Annotated in this window: 19 protein-coding genes and 1 pseudogene; 9 read left to right on the forward strand and 11 right to left on the reverse strand. The window is 63.0% G+C overall.

The window, feature by feature from the left end:
• Window positions 1–121: 121 nt before the first annotated feature.
• The 6 genes from rfbB (at window position 122) to FQV39_RS33745 (ending at window position 4,902) form a co-directional block, all read left to right on the forward strand.
• Window positions 122–1,177 (forward strand): dTDP-glucose 4,6-dehydratase, encoded by a 1,056-nt coding sequence (gene rfbB, locus FQV39_RS16265; protein ID WP_149131233.1) that lies wholly within the window; start codon window positions 122–124, stop codon window positions 1,175–1,177.
• 16 nt (window positions 1,178–1,193) lie between these two features.
• Window positions 1,194–1,751, forward strand: coding sequence for a dTDP-4-dehydrorhamnose 3,5-epimerase (rfbC, locus tag FQV39_RS16270; RefSeq protein WP_149131234.1), 558 nt, complete (start codon window positions 1,194–1,196; stop codon window positions 1,749–1,751).
• Window positions 1,751–2,644: a dTDP-4-dehydrorhamnose reductase gene (gene rfbD, locus FQV39_RS16275; RefSeq protein ID WP_149131235.1), complete on the forward strand. Its 894-nt coding sequence runs from the start codon at window positions 1,751–1,753 to the stop codon at window positions 2,642–2,644. The genes rfbC and rfbD overlap by 1 nt, the downstream gene beginning before the upstream one ends.
• A 4-nt stretch (window positions 2,645–2,648) precedes the next feature.
• Complete coding sequence (gene rfbA / locus FQV39_RS16280) at window positions 2,649–3,515, forward strand: glucose-1-phosphate thymidylyltransferase RfbA (protein WP_149131236.1); 867 nt, start codon at window positions 2,649–2,651, stop codon at window positions 3,513–3,515.
• A 203-nt stretch (window positions 3,516–3,718) separates the two neighbouring features.
• Window positions 3,719–4,072, forward strand: a complete 354-nt coding sequence (locus FQV39_RS16285; protein WP_149131237.1) for a hypothetical protein — start codon at window positions 3,719–3,721, stop codon at window positions 4,070–4,072.
• A 131-nt stretch (window positions 4,073–4,203) separates the two neighbouring features.
• Window positions 4,204–4,902 carry a glycosyltransferase gene (locus tag FQV39_RS33745; protein WP_149131238.1) on the forward strand — a complete coding sequence of 233 codons (699 nt, stop codon included), beginning with the start codon at window positions 4,204–4,206 and terminating at the stop codon, window positions 4,900–4,902.
• Here the strand turns inward: FQV39_RS33745 and FQV39_RS16295 are convergent.
• The 8 genes and pseudogenes from FQV39_RS16295 to FQV39_RS16330 all read right to left on the reverse strand — a co-directional run.
• Window positions 4,883–5,998, reverse strand: a pseudogene (locus FQV39_RS16295) (nitrilase-related carbon-nitrogen hydrolase); the annotation flags it as partial. The gene FQV39_RS33745 and the pseudogene FQV39_RS16295 overlap by 20 nt on opposite strands.
• A gap of 254 nt (window positions 5,999–6,252) precedes the next feature.
• Window positions 6,253–6,870, reverse strand: a complete 618-nt coding sequence (locus tag FQV39_RS16300; protein WP_149131239.1) for a glutathione S-transferase — start codon at window positions 6,868–6,870, stop codon at window positions 6,253–6,255.
• Window positions 6,870–7,778, reverse strand: coding sequence for a glycosyltransferase family 2 protein (locus FQV39_RS16305; RefSeq protein ID WP_149131240.1), 909 nt, complete (start codon window positions 7,776–7,778; stop codon window positions 6,870–6,872). The genes FQV39_RS16300 and FQV39_RS16305 overlap by 1 nt, the downstream gene beginning before the upstream one ends.
• On the reverse strand, window positions 7,775–8,791 hold the full coding sequence (locus FQV39_RS16310) for a glycosyltransferase (RefSeq protein WP_149131241.1): 1,017 nt from the start codon (window positions 8,789–8,791) through the stop codon (window positions 7,775–7,777). Before FQV39_RS16310 ends, FQV39_RS16305 begins: the two co-directional genes overlap by 4 nt.
• Window positions 8,788–9,921 carry a glycosyltransferase gene (locus FQV39_RS16315; RefSeq protein ID WP_149131242.1) on the reverse strand — a complete coding sequence of 378 codons (1,134 nt, stop codon included), beginning with the start codon at window positions 9,919–9,921 and terminating at the stop codon, window positions 8,788–8,790. Before FQV39_RS16315 ends, FQV39_RS16310 begins: the two co-directional genes overlap by 4 nt.
• 16 nt (window positions 9,922–9,937) lie before the next feature.
• Window positions 9,938–11,062, reverse strand: coding sequence for a non-hydrolyzing UDP-N-acetylglucosamine 2-epimerase (gene wecB / locus FQV39_RS16320; RefSeq protein WP_149131243.1), 1,125 nt, complete (start codon window positions 11,060–11,062; stop codon window positions 9,938–9,940).
• 2 nt (window positions 11,063–11,064) lie between these two features.
• A complete protein-coding gene (locus FQV39_RS16325) occupies window positions 11,065–12,078 on the reverse strand; it encodes a polysaccharide biosynthesis protein (protein WP_149131244.1) in 1,014 nt (337 codons plus the stop codon).
• A 30-nt stretch (window positions 12,079–12,108) separates the two neighbouring features.
• On the reverse strand, window positions 12,109–12,969 hold the full coding sequence (locus FQV39_RS16330) for a dTDP-4-dehydrorhamnose reductase family protein (RefSeq protein ID WP_472840595.1): 861 nt from the start codon (window positions 12,967–12,969) through the stop codon (window positions 12,109–12,111).
• Window positions 12,970–13,002: 33 nt separating this feature from the next.
• Between FQV39_RS16330 and FQV39_RS16335 the strand changes: the two genes are divergently transcribed.
• The 3 genes from FQV39_RS16335 (at window position 13,003) to FQV39_RS16345 (ending at window position 16,727) form a co-directional block, all read left to right on the forward strand.
• Window positions 13,003–13,989, forward strand: a complete 987-nt coding sequence (locus FQV39_RS16335) for an ABC transporter permease (protein WP_149131246.1) — start codon at window positions 13,003–13,005, stop codon at window positions 13,987–13,989.
• Entirely contained in the window at window positions 13,979–15,427 is a 1,449-nt protein-coding gene (locus FQV39_RS16340) for an ABC transporter ATP-binding protein (protein WP_149131247.1), read from the forward strand. Before FQV39_RS16335 ends, FQV39_RS16340 begins: the two co-directional genes overlap by 11 nt.
• Before the next feature lie 124 nt (window positions 15,428–15,551).
• Entirely contained in the window at window positions 15,552–16,727 is a 1,176-nt protein-coding gene (locus tag FQV39_RS16345; protein WP_248313034.1) for a TylF/MycF family methyltransferase, read from the forward strand.
• 626 nt (window positions 16,728–17,353) lie between these two features.
• Here FQV39_RS16345 and FQV39_RS16350 read toward each other — a convergent pair.
• From FQV39_RS16350 to FQV39_RS16360, 3 genes are all read right to left on the reverse strand, one after another.
• The gene (locus tag FQV39_RS16350; protein ID WP_248313420.1) at window positions 17,354–18,445 is read right to left on the reverse strand and encodes a class I SAM-dependent methyltransferase; all 1,092 of its coding nucleotides are present in this window, start codon (window positions 18,443–18,445) and stop codon (window positions 17,354–17,356) included.
• Window positions 18,446–18,775: 330 nt separating this feature from the next.
• Complete coding sequence (locus FQV39_RS16355; RefSeq protein ID WP_149131249.1) at window positions 18,776–20,038, reverse strand: glycosyltransferase family protein; 1,263 nt, start codon at window positions 20,036–20,038, stop codon at window positions 18,776–18,778.
• Window positions 20,035–21,225: a glycosyltransferase gene (locus tag FQV39_RS16360; protein ID WP_248313035.1), complete on the reverse strand. Its 1,191-nt coding sequence runs from the start codon at window positions 21,223–21,225 to the stop codon at window positions 20,035–20,037. Before FQV39_RS16360 ends, FQV39_RS16355 begins: the two co-directional genes overlap by 4 nt.
• Window positions 21,226–21,228 lie beyond the last annotated feature (3 nt).

Genomic DNA, 21,228 nt, shown 5'->3' on the forward strand with positions numbered 1-21,228 from the left:
CGTTTCCTGCGGCCCCGGAGCCACAATCGAAAGCTGCAAGCGGCTTGACACTGCCTAAAGAGGCTGCTTCTTGCCGGATCGACTTGAAATTGGACGGCTTTTCGTCTCGGAGTTCTGTGACGTGTCTCTGAAATTTCTCGTAACCGGCGGCGCCGGCTTCATCGGCTCGGCGGTCGTGCGGAAGCTGATCGAGGAGACCGAGCATCAGGTCTGCGTCGTCGACAAGCTGACCTATGCCGGCAATCTGGCCTCGCTGGAGCCTGTTGCGGGCAGCAACCGCTATCGCTTCGAGCAGACGGATATCGGCGACGCTGAGCGGATGCAGACGATCTTCGCCGATTTCGCTCCCGACGTGGTGATGCATCTGGCGGCCGAGAGCCATGTCGATCGTTCGATCGACGGGCCGGCCGCCTTCATCGAGACCAATGTCGTCGGCACTTTCACGCTGTTGCAGGAGGCGCTGCGCCACTACCGGGCGCTGCCGGAGGCTCGAAAAGAGGGCTTCCGCTTCCACCACATCTCGACCGACGAGGTCTTCGGCTCTTTGGGCACTGAGGGCTTTTTCCGCGAGGATACGGCCTATCAGCCGAACTCGCCCTATTCGGCGTCCAAGGCGGCCTCGGACCATCTCGTGCGGGCCTGGCACCACACCTACGGCTTGCCGGCGGTGATGACCAACTGCTCGAACAATTACGGCCCCTATCACTTCCCCGAGAAGCTGATCCCGCTGATCATCATCAACGCGCTCGAGGGCAAGCCTTTGCCGGTTTACGGCAATGGCCTCAATGTGCGCGACTGGCTCTATGTCGACGATCATGCCGACGCCCTGCTGACCGTGGCCACGACCGGAAAGCTCGGCGAGAGCTACAATATCGGCGGCCATAACGAGAAGGCCAATATCGAGGTGGTCAAGGCGATCTGTGCCATTCTCGACGAGCTCAGACCCGATCCGGCGGGACCGCGCGAGCGCCTGATCTCCTATGTCACCGATCGGCCGGGCCATGATGCCCGCTATGCGATCGATGCCGGCAAGATCGGCCGCGAGCTCGGCTGGAAGCCGAAGCAGACCTTCGAGACCGGTCTGCGCCGCACGGTCGAATGGTATCTCGCCAATCCGACATGGTGGGGCGATATCCGTTCCGGCCTCTATCGCGGCGAGCGCCTCGGCGCGGCCTGAGAAGGGAACGGAAGCGATGCTGAGCGTCGAGGACACGGCGATCCCTGCCGTCAAGATCGTCACGCCGCAGAAATTCGGCGACCATCGCGGCTTCTTCTCGGAAATTTGGAGCCGCAAGGCCTTCGTCGAGGCCGGGCTCGATCTCGATTTCGTCCAGGACAATCAGTCGCTGTCGGCACCGGTCGGCACGCTGCGCGGTTTGCATTTCCAGTCGCCGCCCTTCGCGCAGGACAAGCTGGTGCGCGTGACGCGCGGGCGCATCCTCGACGTCGCGGTCGACATCCGGGCCTCCTCCCCGACCTTCGGCCGGCATGTCGCGGTCGAGCTCTCGGCCGAGAACTGGAAACAGCTCCTGGTGCCGGTCGGATTCGCCCATGGCTTCGTCACGCTCGAGCCGGATACCGAGGTGCTCTACAAGGTCACGGCGCCCTATGCGCCCGATAACGACCATGGCCTTGCCTTCGACGACCCGGCGCTGGGCATCGACTGGCGCCTGCCGGCCGACAAACTCACCCTCTCCGACAAGGACCGCAAGCATCCGCGCCTGGCCGAGATGTTGCGGTATTTCGACTGATGGGCCTGCGCATCGCCGTCACCGGCTGGACCGGCCAGGTCGTCCGCGCCATGCTGGAGCGCGTGCCGGCGGGCGTCGAGGTCATTGCGCTCCGCCGCCCGGAACTCGATCTCGCCGATCACCGGACGATCGCGCCGGCTTTGCGCGCGGCCAGGCCCGGCGTCATCGTCAATGCGGCGGCCTATACGGCCGTGGATCAGGCCGAGAGCGAACCCGATCTCGCCATGCGCATCAACGGGGGGGCGGCCGGCGAAGCGGCGCGCGCGGCCGCCATCCTCGGCATTCCCGTCATCCAGCTCTCGACCGACTACGTCTTCGACGGAACACTCGGCCGGCCCTATCGCGAGGATGACGCGACCGGGCCGATCTCGGCCTATGGCGCGAGCAAGCTCGCCGGTGAACAGGCGGTCGCCACTGCCACGGCGAACCATGCCGTGCTGCGCACGGCCTGGATCTACAGCCCCTTCGGCAAGAATTTCGTCAGGACCATGCTGCGTCTCGCCGAGACGCGTGACGAGGTCGGCGTCGTCGCCGATCAGCAGGGTTGTCCGACCAGCGCGCTCGACATCGCCGATGCCGTCTTCGCCGTGGCGCGCAATCTTGTCGCCCGCCCCCAGGACGATACGCTGCGGGGCGTCTTCCATATGAGCGCCTCAGGCAAGGCCGTCTGGGCCGACGTTGCCGAGGCGATCTTCGCTGAACGCGAGCGCCTTGGCGGGAGGCCGGTCGCGGTGAAGCGCATCGCGACCGCGGACTACCCGACGCCGGCGCGACGGCCGGCCAATTCGCGGCTCGACTGCAGCAAGCTCGCCGCGCGACACGGCGTTGCGCTTCCCGCGTGGCGCGCTTCGCTCCCGGCTTGCGTCGAGAGGCTCCTCGAGGACCAGGGATAGACACATGAAGGGCATCATCCTCGCCGGCGGCTCCGGCACGCGGCTGCATCCGATGACGCTGGCGATGTCGAAGCAGCTTCTGCCGGTCTACGACAAGCCGATGATCTATTATCCGCTGTCGACGCTGATGCTCGCTGGCATCCGCGAGGTGCTGATCATCTCGACCCCGCACGACCTGCCGAACTTCAAGCGCCTGCTCGGCGACGGTTCCGACTGGGGCATGAGCCTTTCTTACGCGGAGCAGCCGCATCCGGGCGGGCTGGCGCAGGCCTATCTGATCGGGGCGGAATTCGTCGCCGGCGAAGCCTCGGTGCTGATCCTCGGCGACAATCTCTACTATGGCCACACTCTGCCGGAGATGATGGCGCGCGCGAAGGAGCGGACCAAGGGCGCGACCGTCTTCGCCTATCACGTGCGCGATCCGGAGCGTTACGGCGTGGTCGAGTTCGACGCGAACGGCAAGGCGATCTCGATCGAGGAGAAGCCGCAGAACCCCAAGTCGCATTGGGCGGTGACGGGCCTGTATTTCTACGACGCGCAGGTCGTCGAGATCGCCAGGTCGTTGAAGCCCTCCCCGCGTGGCGAGCTCGAGATCACCGACATCAACCGGATCTATCTGGAGCGCGGCGAACTTTCGGTGGAATCGATGGGGCGCGGCTTCGCCTGGCTCGACACCGGCACGCCCGACAGCATGCTCGAGGCGGGCGAGTTCGTCCGCACGCTGGAGAGCCGGCAGGGCCTACGCATCGCCTGCCCGGAGGAGATCGCCTATCGCCAGGGGTGGATCTCAGCCGAACAACTCGCCGCGCTTGGAGAGAAGCTGGCGAAGGGTGACTATGGGCGTTATATTCTGCTGGTAGCAAGGACATAGAGCCATATTTGAAGCTGAAACGCAATGAACAGTGGAAGCGCTACTATCGGTGGCTCCTGACTTCGCTGAGCCAGTAGAAATACACCTTGCAGAACTATCAAGCCTAAGCGACGCGAGCATCAGCGGTCTCAGCCGCCACCGGTTTCGTGAGCAGCTACGGCGTGATAATCGGCCGGAGCAATGAGCTCGCTTTGGAGACTTGAATGACCTGGCGGAACACCGTGATCTTATGGTGGCGTCGGACGGAGCAATTTTATAGCGACCTCCCCGACATTACTCGCCATGAAGGCCTAGTCACCGCGACGACGGTTCTGGGCTACCGCCTGGGTCGGATGATCAAGCACCGGCTTTTGTCGTCCATCCATTCCCGCCGTGCGCCTTACCGGGAGCGACACGTAGTACCGGCAACAATTATTGAAGAGAATGCCCCGCTGAAGCCGGGCGTCTTGTTCGTCGGGTACATTGAGGCGGGACTTGGTCTTGGCGTCTCGCTAAGAGGGTTGATCAATTCTACCGCCGAAACGGATGTTCCTTTCGCGGTTTTCCTTTCAACGTGAACGTAGAGTCACGTTTTATAGGAACGTTCCGACCAGAACGTTACGACCTAAACGGGCGCTATCAGATCAACGTCATTGAGACTGCGACCGATCAGTTACCACTCGTCCTGCGCACGCTCGGTGCAGACCGCATGGTGGCAAGCTACAACATTCTGCGAACCTATTGGGAACTGCCGCATGCACCGGAGCAGTGGCGGGCATTGCTTGAGGGCATCGACGAGATTTGGGTACCGAACAATGTCGTGGCCGAGGCCTTTCGCCAGATATTTCCGCGCGCCATCACGATCATTCCCCCCTGCGTCGAAGCACATGCCGCCGCCTCGCTGAATCGGGCGGCGCTTGGCCTTCGCGACAGGACGTTTTATTTCCTGTTTACTTTCGATTATTTTTCCTTTCCGTCACGTAAGAACCCCCTTGGCGTGCTGCGCGCCTTCCAGGCAGCCTTCCCTAAGGGAGACGAACGAGTTGGCCTGATAATCAAATCGACCGGATCGCAAAGCCAGTTTCGCGAGGTCCGGGCGGTCATCGCCAGCATCGCGCGGCGCGATCCGCGTATCGTTGTGGTTGAGACCAACATGTCGCAAGCCGAGGTTATGTCGCTGATCGCCAGTTGTGACTGCTGTATCTCGCTGCACCGTTCCGAAGGGTTCGGTCTCGGCATGGTCGAAACGATGCTCCACGGTAAGCCAGTCATAGGTACCGACTTTTCCGGTAGCACGGACTTTCTGTCGCCGAAGACAGGTTATCCGGTGACATACACGCTGCGGCCGGTACGGCGTGGCGAGTACATCTATCCGGAGGAACAGATCGTCTCGGCACCGAGCCGTTGACGTTGTAATGCGACATGTGATCGCCGATGCCATAGGTGCACCAGCCGAGCGCCAGCTCCGAGAGGTCGCCGGTGTCCATCACCAGCGCATTGTGCCGGTTGGCGAGGCGGAAGAGCACGGAGGTGCGCGCACCGGCCTGCACATTCTCGAAGGTGATGTCGTAGACCGGCTGCCCTTGCGCGAAGGGATGGCCGATATCGATCCGGTTCACATCGGCGCTGTCGCCGAAGGTGTTCTGGCGGATGCGGTCCATCGCCAGCCGTTCGAGATCGACATCGGCGAGGATGAGCTGCGGCTCGGCGGCGAAACGCTCGGCCTCGGCCAGCAGCGCACCGTTCTCGTAGATCATCGCCTGCCCGTCCCAGGCGAGGTCGGTGGTCGATTCGCCGGTGCCGGCGGCGGAATAGGCATAGGCCGCGATGCACCGGCCGGAATGAGCCTTGCAGAGCGCATGGCGCCAGTCCGACTTGCCGATGGTGACGTTGGACGCCGAGAGGTTGAGCAGCACGGTCGCGCCAGCGAGCGCCGCAAAGGACGAGGGCGGAATCGGCGTCCAGACGTCCTCGCAGATCTCCATATGGACGACGAAATCCGGGATATCGGCTGCGGCCAGCAGAATATCCGTGCCGAAGGGCACCTCCTGGCCGCAGAGATCGACATAGAGCGCGCCCGCCCGCTCGCCCGAGGCAAACTGCCGGCGCTCGTAGAACTCGCGATAGTTCGGCAAATAGGTCTTGGGCACGGCGGCGAGGATGCGCCCGCGATGGATCGCGACGGCGCAATTGAACAGCCGCCCCTCGACCCGCAGCGGCGCGCCGACCACCGCGACGCCGCGCAGCGCGCGGCTCTCCTCGACGAGGAGGCCCAAGGCCTCGCGCACGGCATCGAGCAACGCATTCTGCTGCAGCAGATCGTCGATGGCATAGGCGCTGATGCCGAGCTCCGGGAACAGGGTCAGCGACGCCCCGCTCTCGTCCGCCCGCCGCAGCATCGCGATCGTCTCGGCCACGTTGAAGGCCGGATCGGCCACCTTCAGCCGCGGCGCGGCGCAGGCGATCCGGACGAGACCGTGGTCATGGATGTTGCGGAAGCTCATGCAGACCCCGTAGCACCGGCGCAGCCAGGCCGAACATTTGGCTTATCGCGCAGATGACAATCCCAGAGCAATGCTGCTCCGGCATCCCTGCCCGGCTGACGGATCAAGAAACCAAAAGCAGGTCAATCCAGCCGCCAGCTATTATTCCGCCACCGTTACAGCGAAAGGCATCGGCCTGCCCAGATATCTCGACGGAAGCATCGTCGCCGAGCAATTAAACAAGTAATCCCGGTCACCGTCTAGGCAAAGACCGGTCAGCGCGGGGCTGCGGCAGGATCGCGATAGCGCGTCGCCTCGAAAGCGGGGACCTGAGCCGCGAAACGGTCGAGCCAGCCCGTCAGCGCGGGGAAGTCCGCGCGCCAAGCGCCCTCGAAGCGCAGGTCGAGATAGCCGAGCGCCGAGGCGAGGGCGAAATCACCGATCTGGAGCCCGTGGCCAGGGCGGGCAACGATCTCGCCGGCGCGCTCCAGGCCGCGTGAAATCTTGGCCTGCTGGTGCGCTACCCAGCGCGGCTCGCGCTTTGCTTCTTCGCGCCAGCGCCGTTCGTAAACGACGAGGACGATCGCCTCCATCACGCCGTCGGCCAAAGCCTCATAGGCTCGCGCGACGAAGCCGGCGTCCCCCTGCGGTGTGAGTGGGCTGCCGGCGCGCGCGTCGAGATAGGCGGCTATCACGGCGGAATCGAAGAGCGCCTCGCCCTGCGGCATGACCAGCGTCGGAATTTTAGCGAGCGGATTGGCAGCGAGGAAGGCGGCGTCAGGCGCACCCGTATCGACGAAACGCTCCTCGACATCCTCCTCGAAGCCGAGATGGCGCGTCAGCATGCGCACCTTTCGGGCGAAGGGTGAAATCGGGGCGCAGTAGAGGATCATCAGCTGCGTCCTTTCATGGCACGCGCCAGCCGCCCGCGCACGACCGCGCCGGCTCCGACGGCGAGGCGGCCAAGCGTGTGCGCGGGCCGTTGCGCGAAGGCCGCGCCGGCCGGACGCAGGATGGCGCCGAGCTTGCCCTCGAAGGCATAGGTGCCAACCGCCTGCAACCAGATGTCTGCCACCGCCTTGCGGCGGTCCGTCGGCGCGAGGGCGTCGAAGACATCGCGATGCTTCGCAAGCAGAAGTTCGGCCGAACGCTCCACGACCTCGCCGAGCCGCGCGCGGCGATTATAGACGCGCGCCAGCGGTTCGCGAACGGCAACGATCGTGCCCGTTCGCGTGTAACGGATCAACCAATCCCAATCCTCGAAGCGCGGCAAGGTCTCGTCGAGCGGACCAATGGCGTCAAAAACGGCGCGGCGCGTGAGCTGCGTCGTGCCGGGGCTCAGGTCGCAATCCATCGCCAGATGCCGTGCCCAATCGGGGCTGTCCTCGAGCGGTTGCAACCGTGTGACCGCGTGGTCGAGCAGATGCATCTCGACGCCGGTACAGGAGACCCCTGCATCGGCCGGCGCGGCCTCGAGCGCCGCAACCTGGATTTCGAGCTTGCGTGGGAACCATTCGTCGTCGGAGTCAAGGAAGGCGACCAGCGATCCGCGCGACGCCGCCACGCCAGCATTGCGCGCAGCTGAAGCACCGCCATTGCGCTCGCGGCGCAGCAGCCGCAGGCGCGGATCATCGATCGCCGCGACCGTCGCGACGGAAGCATCGCTCGAAGCATCGTCGACGACGATCACCTCGATGTCGCGGAAGCTCTGCGCCAGGGCACTGTCCACCGCGCGCCGGATGGTGGCGGCGCGGTTGAACATCGGGATCACGACGCTGACCTGCGGTGTCGATACCGTCATGTCTCCTCCTTCCGCACGGTGGGATCGAGGCCGAACGTCTGGTCGAGGACCGCTTGCCTGCTGAAGCGAGCAGGCAGCAAGGGCGACGCGACCGCGTGCAGCCAACCTGACAAGGGCTGCGCTGCAGCATAGGCGAGATGGCCTGCCGCGCGACGCTGGGTAGCATCGACGGGCTCGGCCCAGCGCCGTTTCAGCAGATAGGATTGCAGGGTGTAGCGCAGCGCCGGCGTGTCGGGCGCGCGAAGGCCGACGAGCGCAGCATGATAATAGGCGGCGCTGAGCGCCTGTGGCCCGAGCGCACGCACATGTGGGGGAAGGTCGGGTCGCGCCAGCAGGCGCTTGATCGTCTCGATCTTCTGGAGCGCCAGACGCGGCCCTTGGCCGCGGCGGGTCGCGCCACCGGCATGCAACCGCCAAGTCGCAAGCACGCGCGGCAGCCGCTTCACCATGGCGCCGCGCGAGCCGAAGCGCAGCCAGAAATCGTAATCGGAGATCAGCGAAGCGCGAGCGTCGCGGACGGGCTCGCCGGCGAGAACACTGACCCGAAAGAAGGCGCCGGGGCCGGGGATGCAGAAATGCTGGCCGAGCAGCACATCGTAGTCGTAATCGCGCGTCGCAATTCTCGCGAGTTCCTGCCCCCTCGCATCGATCTTGAGCCAGTCGGGATACACCGCATCAAGGGTCGGGTCGTCGTGAAAGGCGGTCCGCACCGCGTCGAGGAGACCAGGCAGGATCGGATCGTCGGCGTTGACGATCCCGACGATGTCGCAGGTCGCGCGGGCAACGCCGGCGTTGACGGCCTGTGCCTCGCCGGCATTGGCCTGTGCGACCAGATCGATCGGCAGATCGGCCGCAATGAGGCGAGCCCGCGTATCGTCGGTCGAGCCGTCGTCGACCACCACGTAGTGGTCGCCGGATTGCAGTTGCTCCACGACGGAGCGCGCCGTCTCGACGATGTAATCGGCGCCGTTGAAGACCGGCGTAACCACGGCGAGCCGAGGTCCCGCCGTCATGGTGCCCGCCTCTGCTCAGCAAGGCTGCGATAAAGCGCTTCATAGGCCCGCGTCATCGTGCCGAGCCCGTATTGTGCGCGGGCTTCGGCGAAAGACGTCGTCCAGCGCGGATCTCCCACGCTCGAGAACGTCAAGGCGGCAGCCAGCGCTTGCGGATCGGCAGGGGGGGCCAGCGCCTCAGGCGGACAGGGCAACCGCCCGACATCGCCGACACGGGTCGCGGCAATCGGCTTGCCCATCGCCAATGCCTCGAGCAGCGCCATGGGCATGGCCTCGCCATAGCGGGAGCCGAGCAGAACGGCGTCGGCGGCGTCGAGCAGGCCCGGCATGTCGGCGACCGCTCCGAGTGACAGGACTACGGGTCCGAGGCCGCGCGCGGCGATCATGGCGCGTAGCCCGGCATCCGAGTCATCCATGCCGCGCCCGGCCAGCAGCAGCCGCGCCTCCGGTGCCTCGCGCCGGAACAGCGCGAAAGCGTCGAGGCAATTGGGCAAGTCCTTCTGCGGATCGTTGCGGGCGCTCAACAGCACGGCGAAGGCGTCGTCGGAAAGGCCCAAAGCCGCGCGCCGCGTTGCACGTCGCTCCGCGTCGGCGCGGAAGCGGGTGAGATCGACACCGTTGTCGATGACGAGGCCGCGTTCCGGCGCATAGCCGTGCGCCTCATGAAAGGCTCGCGCCGATGCCGCGCAATAGACGATCGCATCGGGTACCGCGCGCGAGCGTGCAGCGAGCACGCGATCGACCAGGTGCAGCTGAGGGTTGGCGAGAAGCCGCGGGAAGGTGGTGTTGTGGATCGACCAGACGAGCCGCGCGCGTGCGGCAACGGCAAGGCTGAGGAACGCGCCGTAATAGAGCCAGCCCTGCACGACATCGGGCTTGAGCCGTTCAATCAGAGCGCGCAGCCCTCGACGCGACGCCGGCAGATGGGTCAAGGCCCCGAAGCGGCGTGTCAGGTCGAAGCCGAGATCTTCGACGCTCAGGCCGGCCCGATCGAAAAACACCTCATCCTGCATGAGCGCGACATGGTGGGTTACGCCGTCCGACGGATGGGTGGCGAGCTCGAACAGCAGCCGTTCAGCACCGCCCTGGCGCAGATGGGGCGCAACATGCAGAATTTTTAGCCCGGCCATGCCGCGCCCTCTCGCCTCACGATTTACGCCACACCGTGCGGTTGACGTAGTCGATATAGCTCAGAACGATGGCGACGACCTTGCGCGACACGGGGCCGGCGACATAGTCGGCGACCGGCCGCGGCGTGAGCCCGGCGGCATGGGCACGGATGACGAATCGGACCGAGTCGAGCACCGATTCGCGCGTGAGCCCACACATCACGAGCGTGCCTTCATCCATGCCCTCGGGGCGCTCATGCGCCTGGCGGATGGTCACGGCGGGGAAGCCGAGCAGCGAGCTTTCCTCAGTGATGGTGCCGCTGTCGGAAACGACACAGGCCGCCGTCATCTGCAGCTTGATGTAGTCGTGGAAGCCGAAGGGCGGCAGGAACCGAATGCGCGGATCGAGCTCGGTCTCGCCGAGCGCTTCCAGCCGCTTGCGGGTGCGCGGATGGGTCGAGACAATCACCGGCCAATCATAGGTCTCGGCCAGTCCCTTCAGCGAATCGAGCAGGTCGGCGAGATTGCGCTCGCTGTCGACATTTTCCTCGCGATGGCTGGAGACCACGAAGAACTGGCGCTCGGTCAGGCCGAGCCGGCCGAGGATGTCGGAGGCCTCGTAGCGGGGACGGAAATGCTCGAGCACCTCATGCATGTGCGAGCCGACGTTGAAGGTCAGCTCGGGCGGCAGGCCTTCGGCCAGCAGATAACGCCTGGCATGCTCCGTCAGCGTCATGTTGATGTCGGAGAGGTGATCGATCACCTTGCGATTGAGCTCCTCCGGGACACGCTGGTCGAAGCAGCGATTGCCGGCCTCCATGTGGAAGACCGGAATCTTGCGCCGCTTCGCCGCGATCACCGCCAAGCCCGAATTGGTGTCGCCATAGATCAGCATCGCATCGGGCTTCTCCTGCTCCATCACCGCGTCGGAACGCTTGAGCACTTCAGCGATGGTGTCGATCGCTGAGCCCCCCGCCGCCTCGAGGAAATGATCCGGCTTGCGGATGTCGAGGTCCTCGAAGAACACCTGATTGAGGCCATAGTCGTAATTCTGGCCGGTATGGACAAGGACGTGCTGCGTCTGCTCGTCGAGCAAGGCGATGACGCGGCACATCTTGATGAGCTCGGGGCGGGTGCCCACGATCGACATTACTTTGCGCATGTCTAGCCTTGCAGCTCAGCCTGGATGTAGTCGAGGCCGAGAAGCAGCTTCTTCACTCCCTCAACGTCGAGAATCTCGGTGTTGTCGGAGGTGTAGTCCTCCGCCATCGAAATCGCGCTTTCGCCCTCGACGAAATATTTGGCGTAGTTGAGATCACGGTCGTCCTGCGGGACACGGTAATAGCCGCCGTGATCGGCAGCGCGCGCCATCTCCTCGCGCGAGACGAGCGACTCGTAGCGCTTCTCGCCATGGCGGGTGCCGATCACCTTGATCGGAACCCGCTTGTCGAAGATCTGCATCACCGCCTCGGCGAGATGGCCAATGGTCGAGGCGGGCGCCTTCTTGACGAAGATGTCGCCCTGCTCGGCATTGCGATACGCATAGATGACGAGATCGACCGATTCCTCGAGCGACATCAGGAAGCGCGTCATGTTGGGATCGGTGATGGTGATCGGCTGGCCCGCCTTCACCTGCGAGACGAACAGCGGGATCACCGAACCACGCGAAGCCATGACGTTGCCGTAGCGCGTGGCGCACAGCGTCGTATCGCTTTGGGAGAGCAGACGGGCGCGGGCGACTGTGATCTTCTCCATCATCGCCTTGCTGATGCCCATGGCGTTGATCGGATAGACCGCCTTGTCGGTGGAAAGCACGACGACACGCCGGGCACCGGCGTCGATAGCGGCTTCGAGCACGTTGCTCGCGCCGAGGACATTCGTGCGCACGGCCTCCATCGGGTAAAATTCGCAGGAGGGCACCTGCTTCAGGGCGGCGGCGTGGAAGATGAAGTCGACGCCACGCATCGGCGCGCGCAGGCTGCCGGGCTCGCGCACGTCGCCGATATAGAACTTGACCCGATCGTTCTTCAGCTCGAGGCGCATGTCCTCCTGCTTCTTCTCGTCGCGGCTGAAGACACGGATCTCGCCGATGCCCTCGCGCAGGAAGCGGCGCAGAACGACGTTGCCGAAGGATCCGGTTCCGCCCGTAATGAGCAGAGTTTTGCCCTTGATATCCATGGGGTCAGGTCACTTTCTCTTGGCGTGCGCTCAACGTGCGGCGCGCATGCGGGCAATCAACTCCGGCCACGCTGGGGCGACATACCCTGTCGCCGCCTGGAAGCGCGAGCCGTCCATTGAGCGGTCGATCGCGACCGCATCGTCGGGGACGATATCGATCGCCTTTCCGTATTCTTGCGCTACCAGCTTCAGCAGCTCAAATTTGTTGATCTTGTCGGCTGCAACATGCCAGAGACCGCGCAGCTCCGGGCGCGGAATGACGACGTCGCGAATGACGCGCGCAAGTTCGACCGTCGGCAGGCCGGTGTAGATCGCCTTGCGGTATCCCTTCACCGCCGGGCCTTGCTGATTCAGGAACCAATCGACCAGCGAATGGGCGGAATTGAGCTCATGTCCGATGATGGAGGTACGCAGCGTGATCGCGTTGGGATAGTCGACCTCGCCAAGAAACTTGCTCTTGCCGTAGAGATCTTCGGCGTTCGAAGGGTCCGTCTCCTTGTAGTCACCCTTGCGACCGTCGAAAACGCAGTCCGTCGAGACATGCACGAGGCGCGCGCCCGCCGCTGCGCAGAGTTCAGCGAGACGGTGTGGCAGCAGCGAATTCAACGTGATGGAGACAAGCGGATCCTTGGCGGCGGAAAGTTGCTTGACCACGCCGACACAGTTGATCACCACATCAGGACGCGTCTCGCCCATCACCCGGATAAGACGGTCCTGATCGGTCGCATTGACATCGCTGAGCAGGCGCGCTGTCGCGCCTTGCGAGACGAGTCCGGCCGGCGCACCGCCACGGATCGTGCCGACGACGTCGAAGCCCGGCGAGGTGGCAAAGAGCCGGTAGGCAGCGTTGCCGAGCATGCCAGCCGCGCCGAGAATGAGAATTTTGGTCAAGAGCATCTCCGCTCAAACGGTGAAAACAGCGTCTTGACCATCATCGCAAGCACGTCGGACAAGTCCGCAAAGACAGGCACGATTTACTCAACCGATCCGGGATTGTCGAGCCGCCCGACCCGCACCGCAACAGAACGCGTTTGCGGGACGTGGATGCGAGGTGCTAAAGGGGCGCCGCGGCCGACGATCCGGTGCGGCTGGAGTTCAAGGATTGAAGCGTTGACGAGTTGGGGCGATCATCTGCGCCAAACGACGGAACTGACCCTGCGTCTAACAATGCGTGACTTCGAAGCACGCTATCGGGGCAGCGTATTGGGCGTCGGCTGGGCGTTTCTGACTCCGCTCCTGACCGCGCTGATCTTCACCTTCGTCTTCTCCTCGGTGTTTCAGACGCGGTGGGGGACGGGGCCGGACGGAACCGACGCCAACTTCACCTTGATATTGCTCGTCGGCGTTCTGCTGCATTCCATGCTCGCGGAGACGCTGAACCGGGCTGCGGGATTGATCCTCGCCCATAGCAGCTATGTAAAGAAGGTCGTCTTCCCGCTCGGCGTGTTGCCCATCGTCGTCGTGTTGGGTGCCCTGATCACCGCAGCCTTCGGTCTGCTGATCGTCGTGCTGGGCCATGTCCTACACAGCGGCCACGTCGAGGTAACCGCACCGCTCTTCATCCTGATCATCATCCCCTATTTGTTGTTGCTGCTCGCGACGGCCTATGTGCTTGCGGCCCTGGGCGTCTATCTTCGCGATATCGGACAGATCGTGACTTTTATCGTCACGGCCTCGATGTTCCTGACGCCGATCTTCTACCCGATTTCCTCGGTTCCTCCCGGCTTCCGGACGGCGATGCAGTTCAATCCGTTGACCATTGTGGTCGAGGAGTCTCGCAACGTGCTCTTGTTCGGCCGGGCTCCGGACTGGCAGGCTCTGGCGTTTTTGTGGCTGGGAGCGCTGGTGACCCTGCCCGCAGCGTTCTGGGTCTTCAATCGTCTGCGCGTGGGTTTCGCCGATGTCCTCTGAGATCGCGATTGAGGCCAGGCGGCTCGCTAAAGCTTACCACATCTACCAGAGCCCGTCCGACCGGCTCGCCCAGGCCGTGATGCCGCGCCTGCGGCGGGCGCTGGCGCCGACCTTGCGCGCGTTCGGTCTGAAATGGCCGGAGAAGAACTACTATAACAATCACTGGGCCCTCAAATCCCTGAGCTTCGAGGTTCCCCGCGGCGACAGCATGGCCATCATCGGCCGCAACGGGTCGGGCAAATCCACATTGCTGCAGCTCGTGTGCGGGACGCTGTCCCCCACCGAGGGCGAAGCACGCGTCAAAGGGCGTGTCGCTGCGCTGCTGGAACTGGGATCAGGCTTCAACCCCGAATTCACCGGCCGCGAGAACGTCTATCTCAACGCCTCGATCCTCGGCATGAGCCGCGAGGAAACGCAGGCCCGGTTCGACGATATCATCGCCTTCGCCGATATCGGCGACTTCATCGAAAGACCGGTGAAGACCTATTCGACCGGCATGGCGATGCGCCTGGCCTTCGCGGTGATCGCCCATGTCGATGCGGATGTACTGATCATCGACGAGGCGCTGGCGGTCGGCGACGCCTATTTCCAGCAGAAATGTCTGCGCTGGCTGCGGCAGTTCCGCGAACGCGGAACAGTGCTGTTCTGCGGCCATGACACCGGCGCGGTGATGAGCCTGTGCGACAGCGCGATCTGGATCGACAAGGGCGACCTGGTGATGCAGGGCTCCGCCAAGGATGTCTGCGAAGCTTATTCAGCGTCCATCATGAGCCAGGCGCAAGGGTTGTCGGATCAACCGATCCCGCGACCGCGCGCCAAGGCGAATACGCGCCCGGCCGATGCGCCGGCGACGACGGGCGAGGAGACGCCGCCCGAGGCGCAGCCGAAACGCGCTTCACTCCCCGAACCGCCCAAGCCCGACCGGCCGGCGATCTTCGACACCATGGCAGACAGCGCCGATTTCGGGAGCGGCAAGGCGCGCATCCAGCGCGTGAGCCTCACCCATGCCGACGGTTCACCGCTGCATTGGATCGAGGGCGGGGAGGATGTGCAACTTCTCATCGACGTCGCCGTTATCGAGGATCTCGAAGCGCCGATCGTGGGTTTCCACGTCAAGGACCGTCTCGGCCAGCCGATCCTCGGCGATAACACCTTCCTGAAGACTCTCGCCAACCCGATCACAGCGCGTGCCGGCCAGACACTTGAGACGACCTTCGCGTTCCGATTGCCCGCGCTCGCGTCGGGGCGCTATTCGGTGACCGCCGCCTGTGCTTCCGGAACGTTGGAGAATCACGTGCAGCATCAATGGATGCACGACGCATTGATGTTCGACGTCCACTCGCCCTTCCGGAACGGCGTCCTGGTTGCAATTGATATGGACCGTGTCGAGATCGCTGCTGCAGATTCGTTCCATTCGAGCGCCTCCTCCGATGCTTGACGCCTACGCGCGTTCGCGACGAAGAATTGACAACATTCTCCGTTTCATGGATGCCGAACCGGCTCACATTTTCCGGTGGAGCAGGTAGTACGAGCGCTCGATCTCGATACGTGTCGAGTGCATAGTGGTGGATATCTACGTGACGCAATCGTCTCTCACTGCCCGTCTGCTGGGCCGTATTCCAGGTTTGCGCGGCGAAGTTCGCAGGTTCGCCGAGGAGCGCGATACCTGGCGCGAGGAAGCACGCAAGTCCGCCGAGGAGCGCGACGCTTGGCATAAGGAGGCGCGCAAGTCCGCTGAGGAGCGCGATACTTGGCGCGAGGAAGCGCGCAAGTCCGCCGGCGAGCGTGATGTCTTAACGGAACGACTGGCGGCAAAGGCGACGTTGGAAGACCAAGTCAACCACGTGCTCCAGCGGATCGGCGCCCATCACGATTCCACATATCTGAAGCTGGACAATGTCTCGGCCCAAATCCTTGGCGTAGGCGCCCGTCAGGAGGAGGCCGTCGCCCGCCTCGGACGCCGATTGCAGGGCAGCAGCCCCGGCCTTGGAGGCGATGGGCGCGCCGCGGAACTCTACCTCGATTTGCTGGAAGCATCGCTCACTGGACTGCTGATTGAGGATGCGTCGCAGGCGCCCTGGACAGAACGCAAGTTCGACCCCTCGCTTCGCGCCATCGGCCGCGATTGGCCCGAACAAGCGATCACGATGATCGGAACTGCGCGCATGCGCAATTTGCGGATGCTGACGACACGGGCGTTGGAAGAAGGCGTTCCGGGCGATTTCATCGAAACCGGTGTGTGGCGTGGCGGCGCCTGCATCTACGCCAAGGGAATTTTCGAGGCTTACGGCGCAAAGGACCGCAAGGTCTTCGTCGCCGATAGTTTTCGCGGCCTGCCCGAGCCCGACGCGGCACAGAATCCGGCCGATGCTGGCGACACTCACCACACCTATGCCCAACTCGCCATTTCCCGTGAGGCTGTCTCCAGCAATTTTCGCCGTTACGGGTTGCTCGACGAACAAGTCGTCTTCCTTGAGGGGTGGTTCAAGGACACGCTTCCCGTCGCGCCGATCGATCGGCTGGCCGTGCTGCGACTCGACGGCGACATGTACGAGAGCACGATGGATGCGCTCAACGCGCTCTATCACAAAGTATCGCCAGGCGGCTTCGTCATTGTGGACGACTATGTGCTCGAGCCCTGCGCCAAGGCCATCCATGATTTTCGTGGACAACACGGCATCGAAGCCCCGATGGAGCCCGTGGACGGCGCAGCGGTCTGGTGGCGCGTTCCCCTATGAAGGATGAGGCGGCTTCAAAGCTCAAGGCGAGCATTTGAGGCTAACCGCGTCTTAACTATTCTGGCTATTGCGAGCGCTCGATCTGAGCTGCCTCTTGTTCGCGCCTTTCCGTGAGCGCGGCCAGATTGTGGGGTGGGCGAGCGCATGGGCGGTCTCTCAGTTGACATCGGGCAATCCGGCGATTGTCATCACAGGCGGCCAATTCTGCGATATCCACAGCCAGTCGTCATCGCTGCCGGAATCGTTTCCGACACGATCAAGCGAGAAGATGGCATGGACCTGTTGATGTGCAGGATGATGCCGCCTAGGCGGAGCGTTCCGTTGCCGCGAATCTGCAATTCCGCAGCCATAAATCATACATTAGGCTTTGTGGGTGTCAGCGAGATATGTCTTTTGGATCAACGTCGTTTATCCGCAGGGCTGACGTGACGGACTACCTTCATTCCCGAAATCGATCGGCTAACCGTCGCAGGATGGCGCTATCAGCCTGACCCGGTCACCTTTCTGGGGCGCCTTCTCTCTAGACTTGGCACATTGACCTCTGCTGGTCGGCCCCTTTTGGTTCCACATGCCAAGCGCGAGAGCTCTCGCGGCTTCCAGAAGACAAGCGATAGCTTGATCGCTTGTCAGGAAATTGTCGCGAAAAAGGCGCCCCCCTTGTGGTTTGCGCCAACAAGGCTCGGATGGTTCCACATTCGCGAAAAGATCGCGTGCAGCTCTGGTGTCTCCCCAATAAAATAGGCTGCAAAATCAGGTTTTAATTTCTCTCCGGCAAGCAGCCACGATGCCAATAGGTATTGCTCGTTGAAATACCATTCCAACCATGCGGGCGGATAGTCGTCCGGCAAAAATATATCGTGGATTCCGAAAACCGACCCACTCTTGAGGCGAGGAAGGATCTCGTTGAAAAAGACAGTTACATCGCTGTTTTGGAAAGATCTGTGACTACCATCAAAAAATATCATGTCATTTGGCGAGAGACCTTCGAAAAATTCCATAGAAATCTTCTCAAGCGGCTCTCGAATTACTTCATCACAGATTGCGTCAATTTCAGTGCGCGGTTCCGGATCAATTGATATCAGCTTTGTATCAAGCTGGTGGTCGCGGATCGCGCGCCTGGCAAACTTAGTAGAGAAGCCCGAACCGATCTCGATCAGACGCTGCGGCTTGTGCAGCGCTATCATTCCATAGAGTGCCATCGCGTCCAAAGCCGGGAAAGCCGGATTGATCCAGTTCGGCTCCGTGGCGTCTGCAACAACATTGCTCGGGATGGTCAGCATCGGAGCCAGCAAGGGCAGCATGGCACGCATCTGCAATGCGAAATGATCCGAGCAAGCCTTCAGCCGAGCCAGCATAAGCGGCTCAGATGGCTGACCATGGCCATGTCGCACTTTTGGGGTAACAGGAAAGTCCAGCTCGATCAGCTGATTGCGATTCTTGAGATATAGCCAATGCGCGTTGCGGTTGATTTCTTCTGCCGAGAGTTCGGGTTTTGAAGCGAGTGCATCCTGCTTCGAACGCAATTCCCCGAGAGCGGTCGCGCTCGCCTGCCGTTCCGCATCCGATTGCGCAAGTAGCGCGTTTAGCTCTGCGGCCAGTTTGTCCGCTTCACGCCTCGCGGCTATTCTCCCTGTCTCGGCCTGCCGCGCAAAATCATGCAGGCGACGAAGGGGCGGGAAGAGGCGAGCAGTGTCGCGAGCGATTCGACGCAATACCATCACAAGTACTCGCATCCTGTTGTTAAAGGCTGAAGCGTAGCTGTCGTATGCTAAAAAAACTCAAGCTTCACCTGCCGGAGAGCCAAGAGTTCCACAAAACTGGATCAGAAGGCAAGGCTATTGCCACTCTGATGACGTGCAGCTTGACATGGGGCCTCGATAGCCATTTAGCTCGGCGGCTGCTCAACAAGCTCAAGCAGCTTAGGTCTGTTGCAGCCAGATACGAGGCGTTTCGTGCCGAGCCCATGGGCTTCGCAAACTCGCCGCTATGGTCCCTCAATACGGGTAGGAAATTGCCGCTGTCGCCTCAGCGGTGGCCTCGTCGTTGAACTAGACCACCTCCAATCCATGCGCCTGCCCCGCCTTGCCGCCTTCATAACCAAGAAACCTGCGCACCGCACGCTCCATCCGTGGGAGCGTGAAGTCGGCGAGAAATGCACCTCGTGCCGCCAGCGCCGTCGCCTCGTACAGCGTGCTATCCTCGATCAAATGGGCGAGCCCATTATAGACCGCCGACGGATAGAGATCGCGGCAGAGATATGCTGCACCTCGCTCGTTCAGATAGGCGTAAGGAGCCGAATAGGATGGGCCGTGAAACAGGATCGGCCGCCCCGCCGCGAGATAAGTGGGAACCTTGGACGGGAAACTGAGGCGTGAGACCTCCGCCATCCGTTCCGCGAACGGATACGGACAATAGGCAATGTCGCAATGCTCGGCGAGCGTCCGGATCACCTCAGGTTGATCCATCCACCCCATGAACCGGAGGTGCTCGTCAGGAACGTCGTTTGGTGGCCGCTCATGGCCGAACGTCATCAGAACGACTTTACGTTCCCCCACCCGCCATTTCGCGATTTTGAGGGCCGTGACAAGCTGTGCCCATTCCTCGCTGGCATAGAATTGGCCGACCATGCCGATGACGACGCTGTCGTCGCTGATGAGCTTCGGCGGCGGCGCTTGCGCGAGCGCCGGATCGATCGAGGCGATGACCGCCGTCGAGGGAACGCCGTAGGTTTCCTCGTAATGCCGCGCCATCGGAATCGACGCCGCGGCACAGCTTGCCGCCTGCTGTAAAGTCCGATCGAACAGGGCGAGATCGAGCCGGCGATTGACAGGATCAACCCCGTGGGCGTCGAGCCACCAGCGCAGCGGATCCCATACGTGAACGCGCAGCGGGACGCCGAGCCCGCGCGCCACGGGCGCGGCGATGCGGACCATCGTCTGCCCCTGCAGAATCGCCCACAGGTCAGTCGCACCAACCGCCCGGCCATAGGCTATCGCCTGGCGGATGAGGCGGCGGGGCAGGGCTATGCGCTTCATCGCCTCGATCGCTGCCGCACCGGCTCTCCCCACCCTGATGCCGCGCAGAACGCGGCGCTGCAGTTCGGTGGGCTTGCGAACCGTCTTCATCTCGATGCCCGCGAGATCGTCGCAGAGCATCGGCCGAAGATGCGGATTCATGACGCAGAAGATCGCAAGCTCGTCCTTCGGAAGGAAGCGACACATCTGCGCCGTCACGATCCCCGCAGTCAGATTGCTGCATGGGGGAATGTCGGTCAGGAGAAGGATGCGCTTCCTCGGCGCTTCGCGCGTCATCCCTGCACCACCTTTCGATAGAGGGCAGACATCCTGCGCGCGAAATCGATGTCGCTGTAATGCGCTTCGACCCAGCGCCTGCCCGCCGCACCGCGCCGCTGGCGCTCGTCGGGAGACTGCACGAGACGCTCAATCGCCGCAGCCAGGGCGGCGACATCACGCATCGGGGTGGCGACCGCAACATCCGGTGCTCCGGCGACCTCGGGCAGCGAAGTGCCCTCGAAGACGATGATCGGCTTGGCGAAGGCGAGGGCCTCGATCGCCATCATGCCGAAGGCTTCGGCCGTCGAGGGCATCAGGAAAATGTCTGTCGCGGCAAACGCGTCCATCATCAACTCCCCGTCATTGACCCAGCCGAGATCGATGATCTGATGACGCCCGATGAACTCGTTGAGATGCCCCTTGCCGTGGGTCGTCAGAATGGTCAGGGGGATGCCGGTGTCGGGTAGCTGACGCAGCGCTTCGACGACATATTCGAACCCCTTGAACGGGCTGTCTGCAAAGGCGCGCACGCCGAGTACCAGCCGGCCCGGCAGGACGCCCAGACGGGACCGCGCCGGCTGTGGATCGACCGGACGGAAGCGTGTCAGATCGATCCCGAAGGGAATGACTTCGATATTTTGCCCCGCGGCGATAGGGGACTGCGCAGCCATGTCGCGCATGTAGCGGGAGGCGACCACGATCTGCGCGCGGCTTTTGGCGACGATCCGCTTCTTCCAGGCGAACTGTTCCGCCGTACGGTCCTTGCGCATTGTGAAGGGAAGATCGAGCGACGGACACTGTCCGCATCCTTCCCGCCACCGCTCACATTCCAGCGAATAGATGCAATGGCCCGTCATGGGCCAGGGGTCGTGCCAGGTCCACACGCTCGGCTTGCCGCGCGTGAGCCAGGGCAGGGCATCGAGGCTGAAATAACCGTCATGGATGATATGGAAATGGACCAGATCGGCTTCGCGATAAGCTCCCGACAATGCCAGCGCGTAAGCCTGCCATTGCAGGCGCGAATGGATCGAGAGCCTCGATTCGATCCGACTGATCACCCTATTGGCCAGGCGCGCTCCGGGGACCTCGAAGAAGAGCCGCGAGTCGGGGCTGTCGCTCAGCTTGCTCCATACGAGATGCGTTGACTCGATGCCCTCCGCAGCAAGCAGATGGCGAATGTCGAAATTGTTGAAGCGACTGCCCACGAC

This window comes from Bosea sp. F3-2, assembly GCF_008253865.1.
GTDB lineage: Bacteria > Pseudomonadota > Alphaproteobacteria > Rhizobiales > Beijerinckiaceae > Allobosea.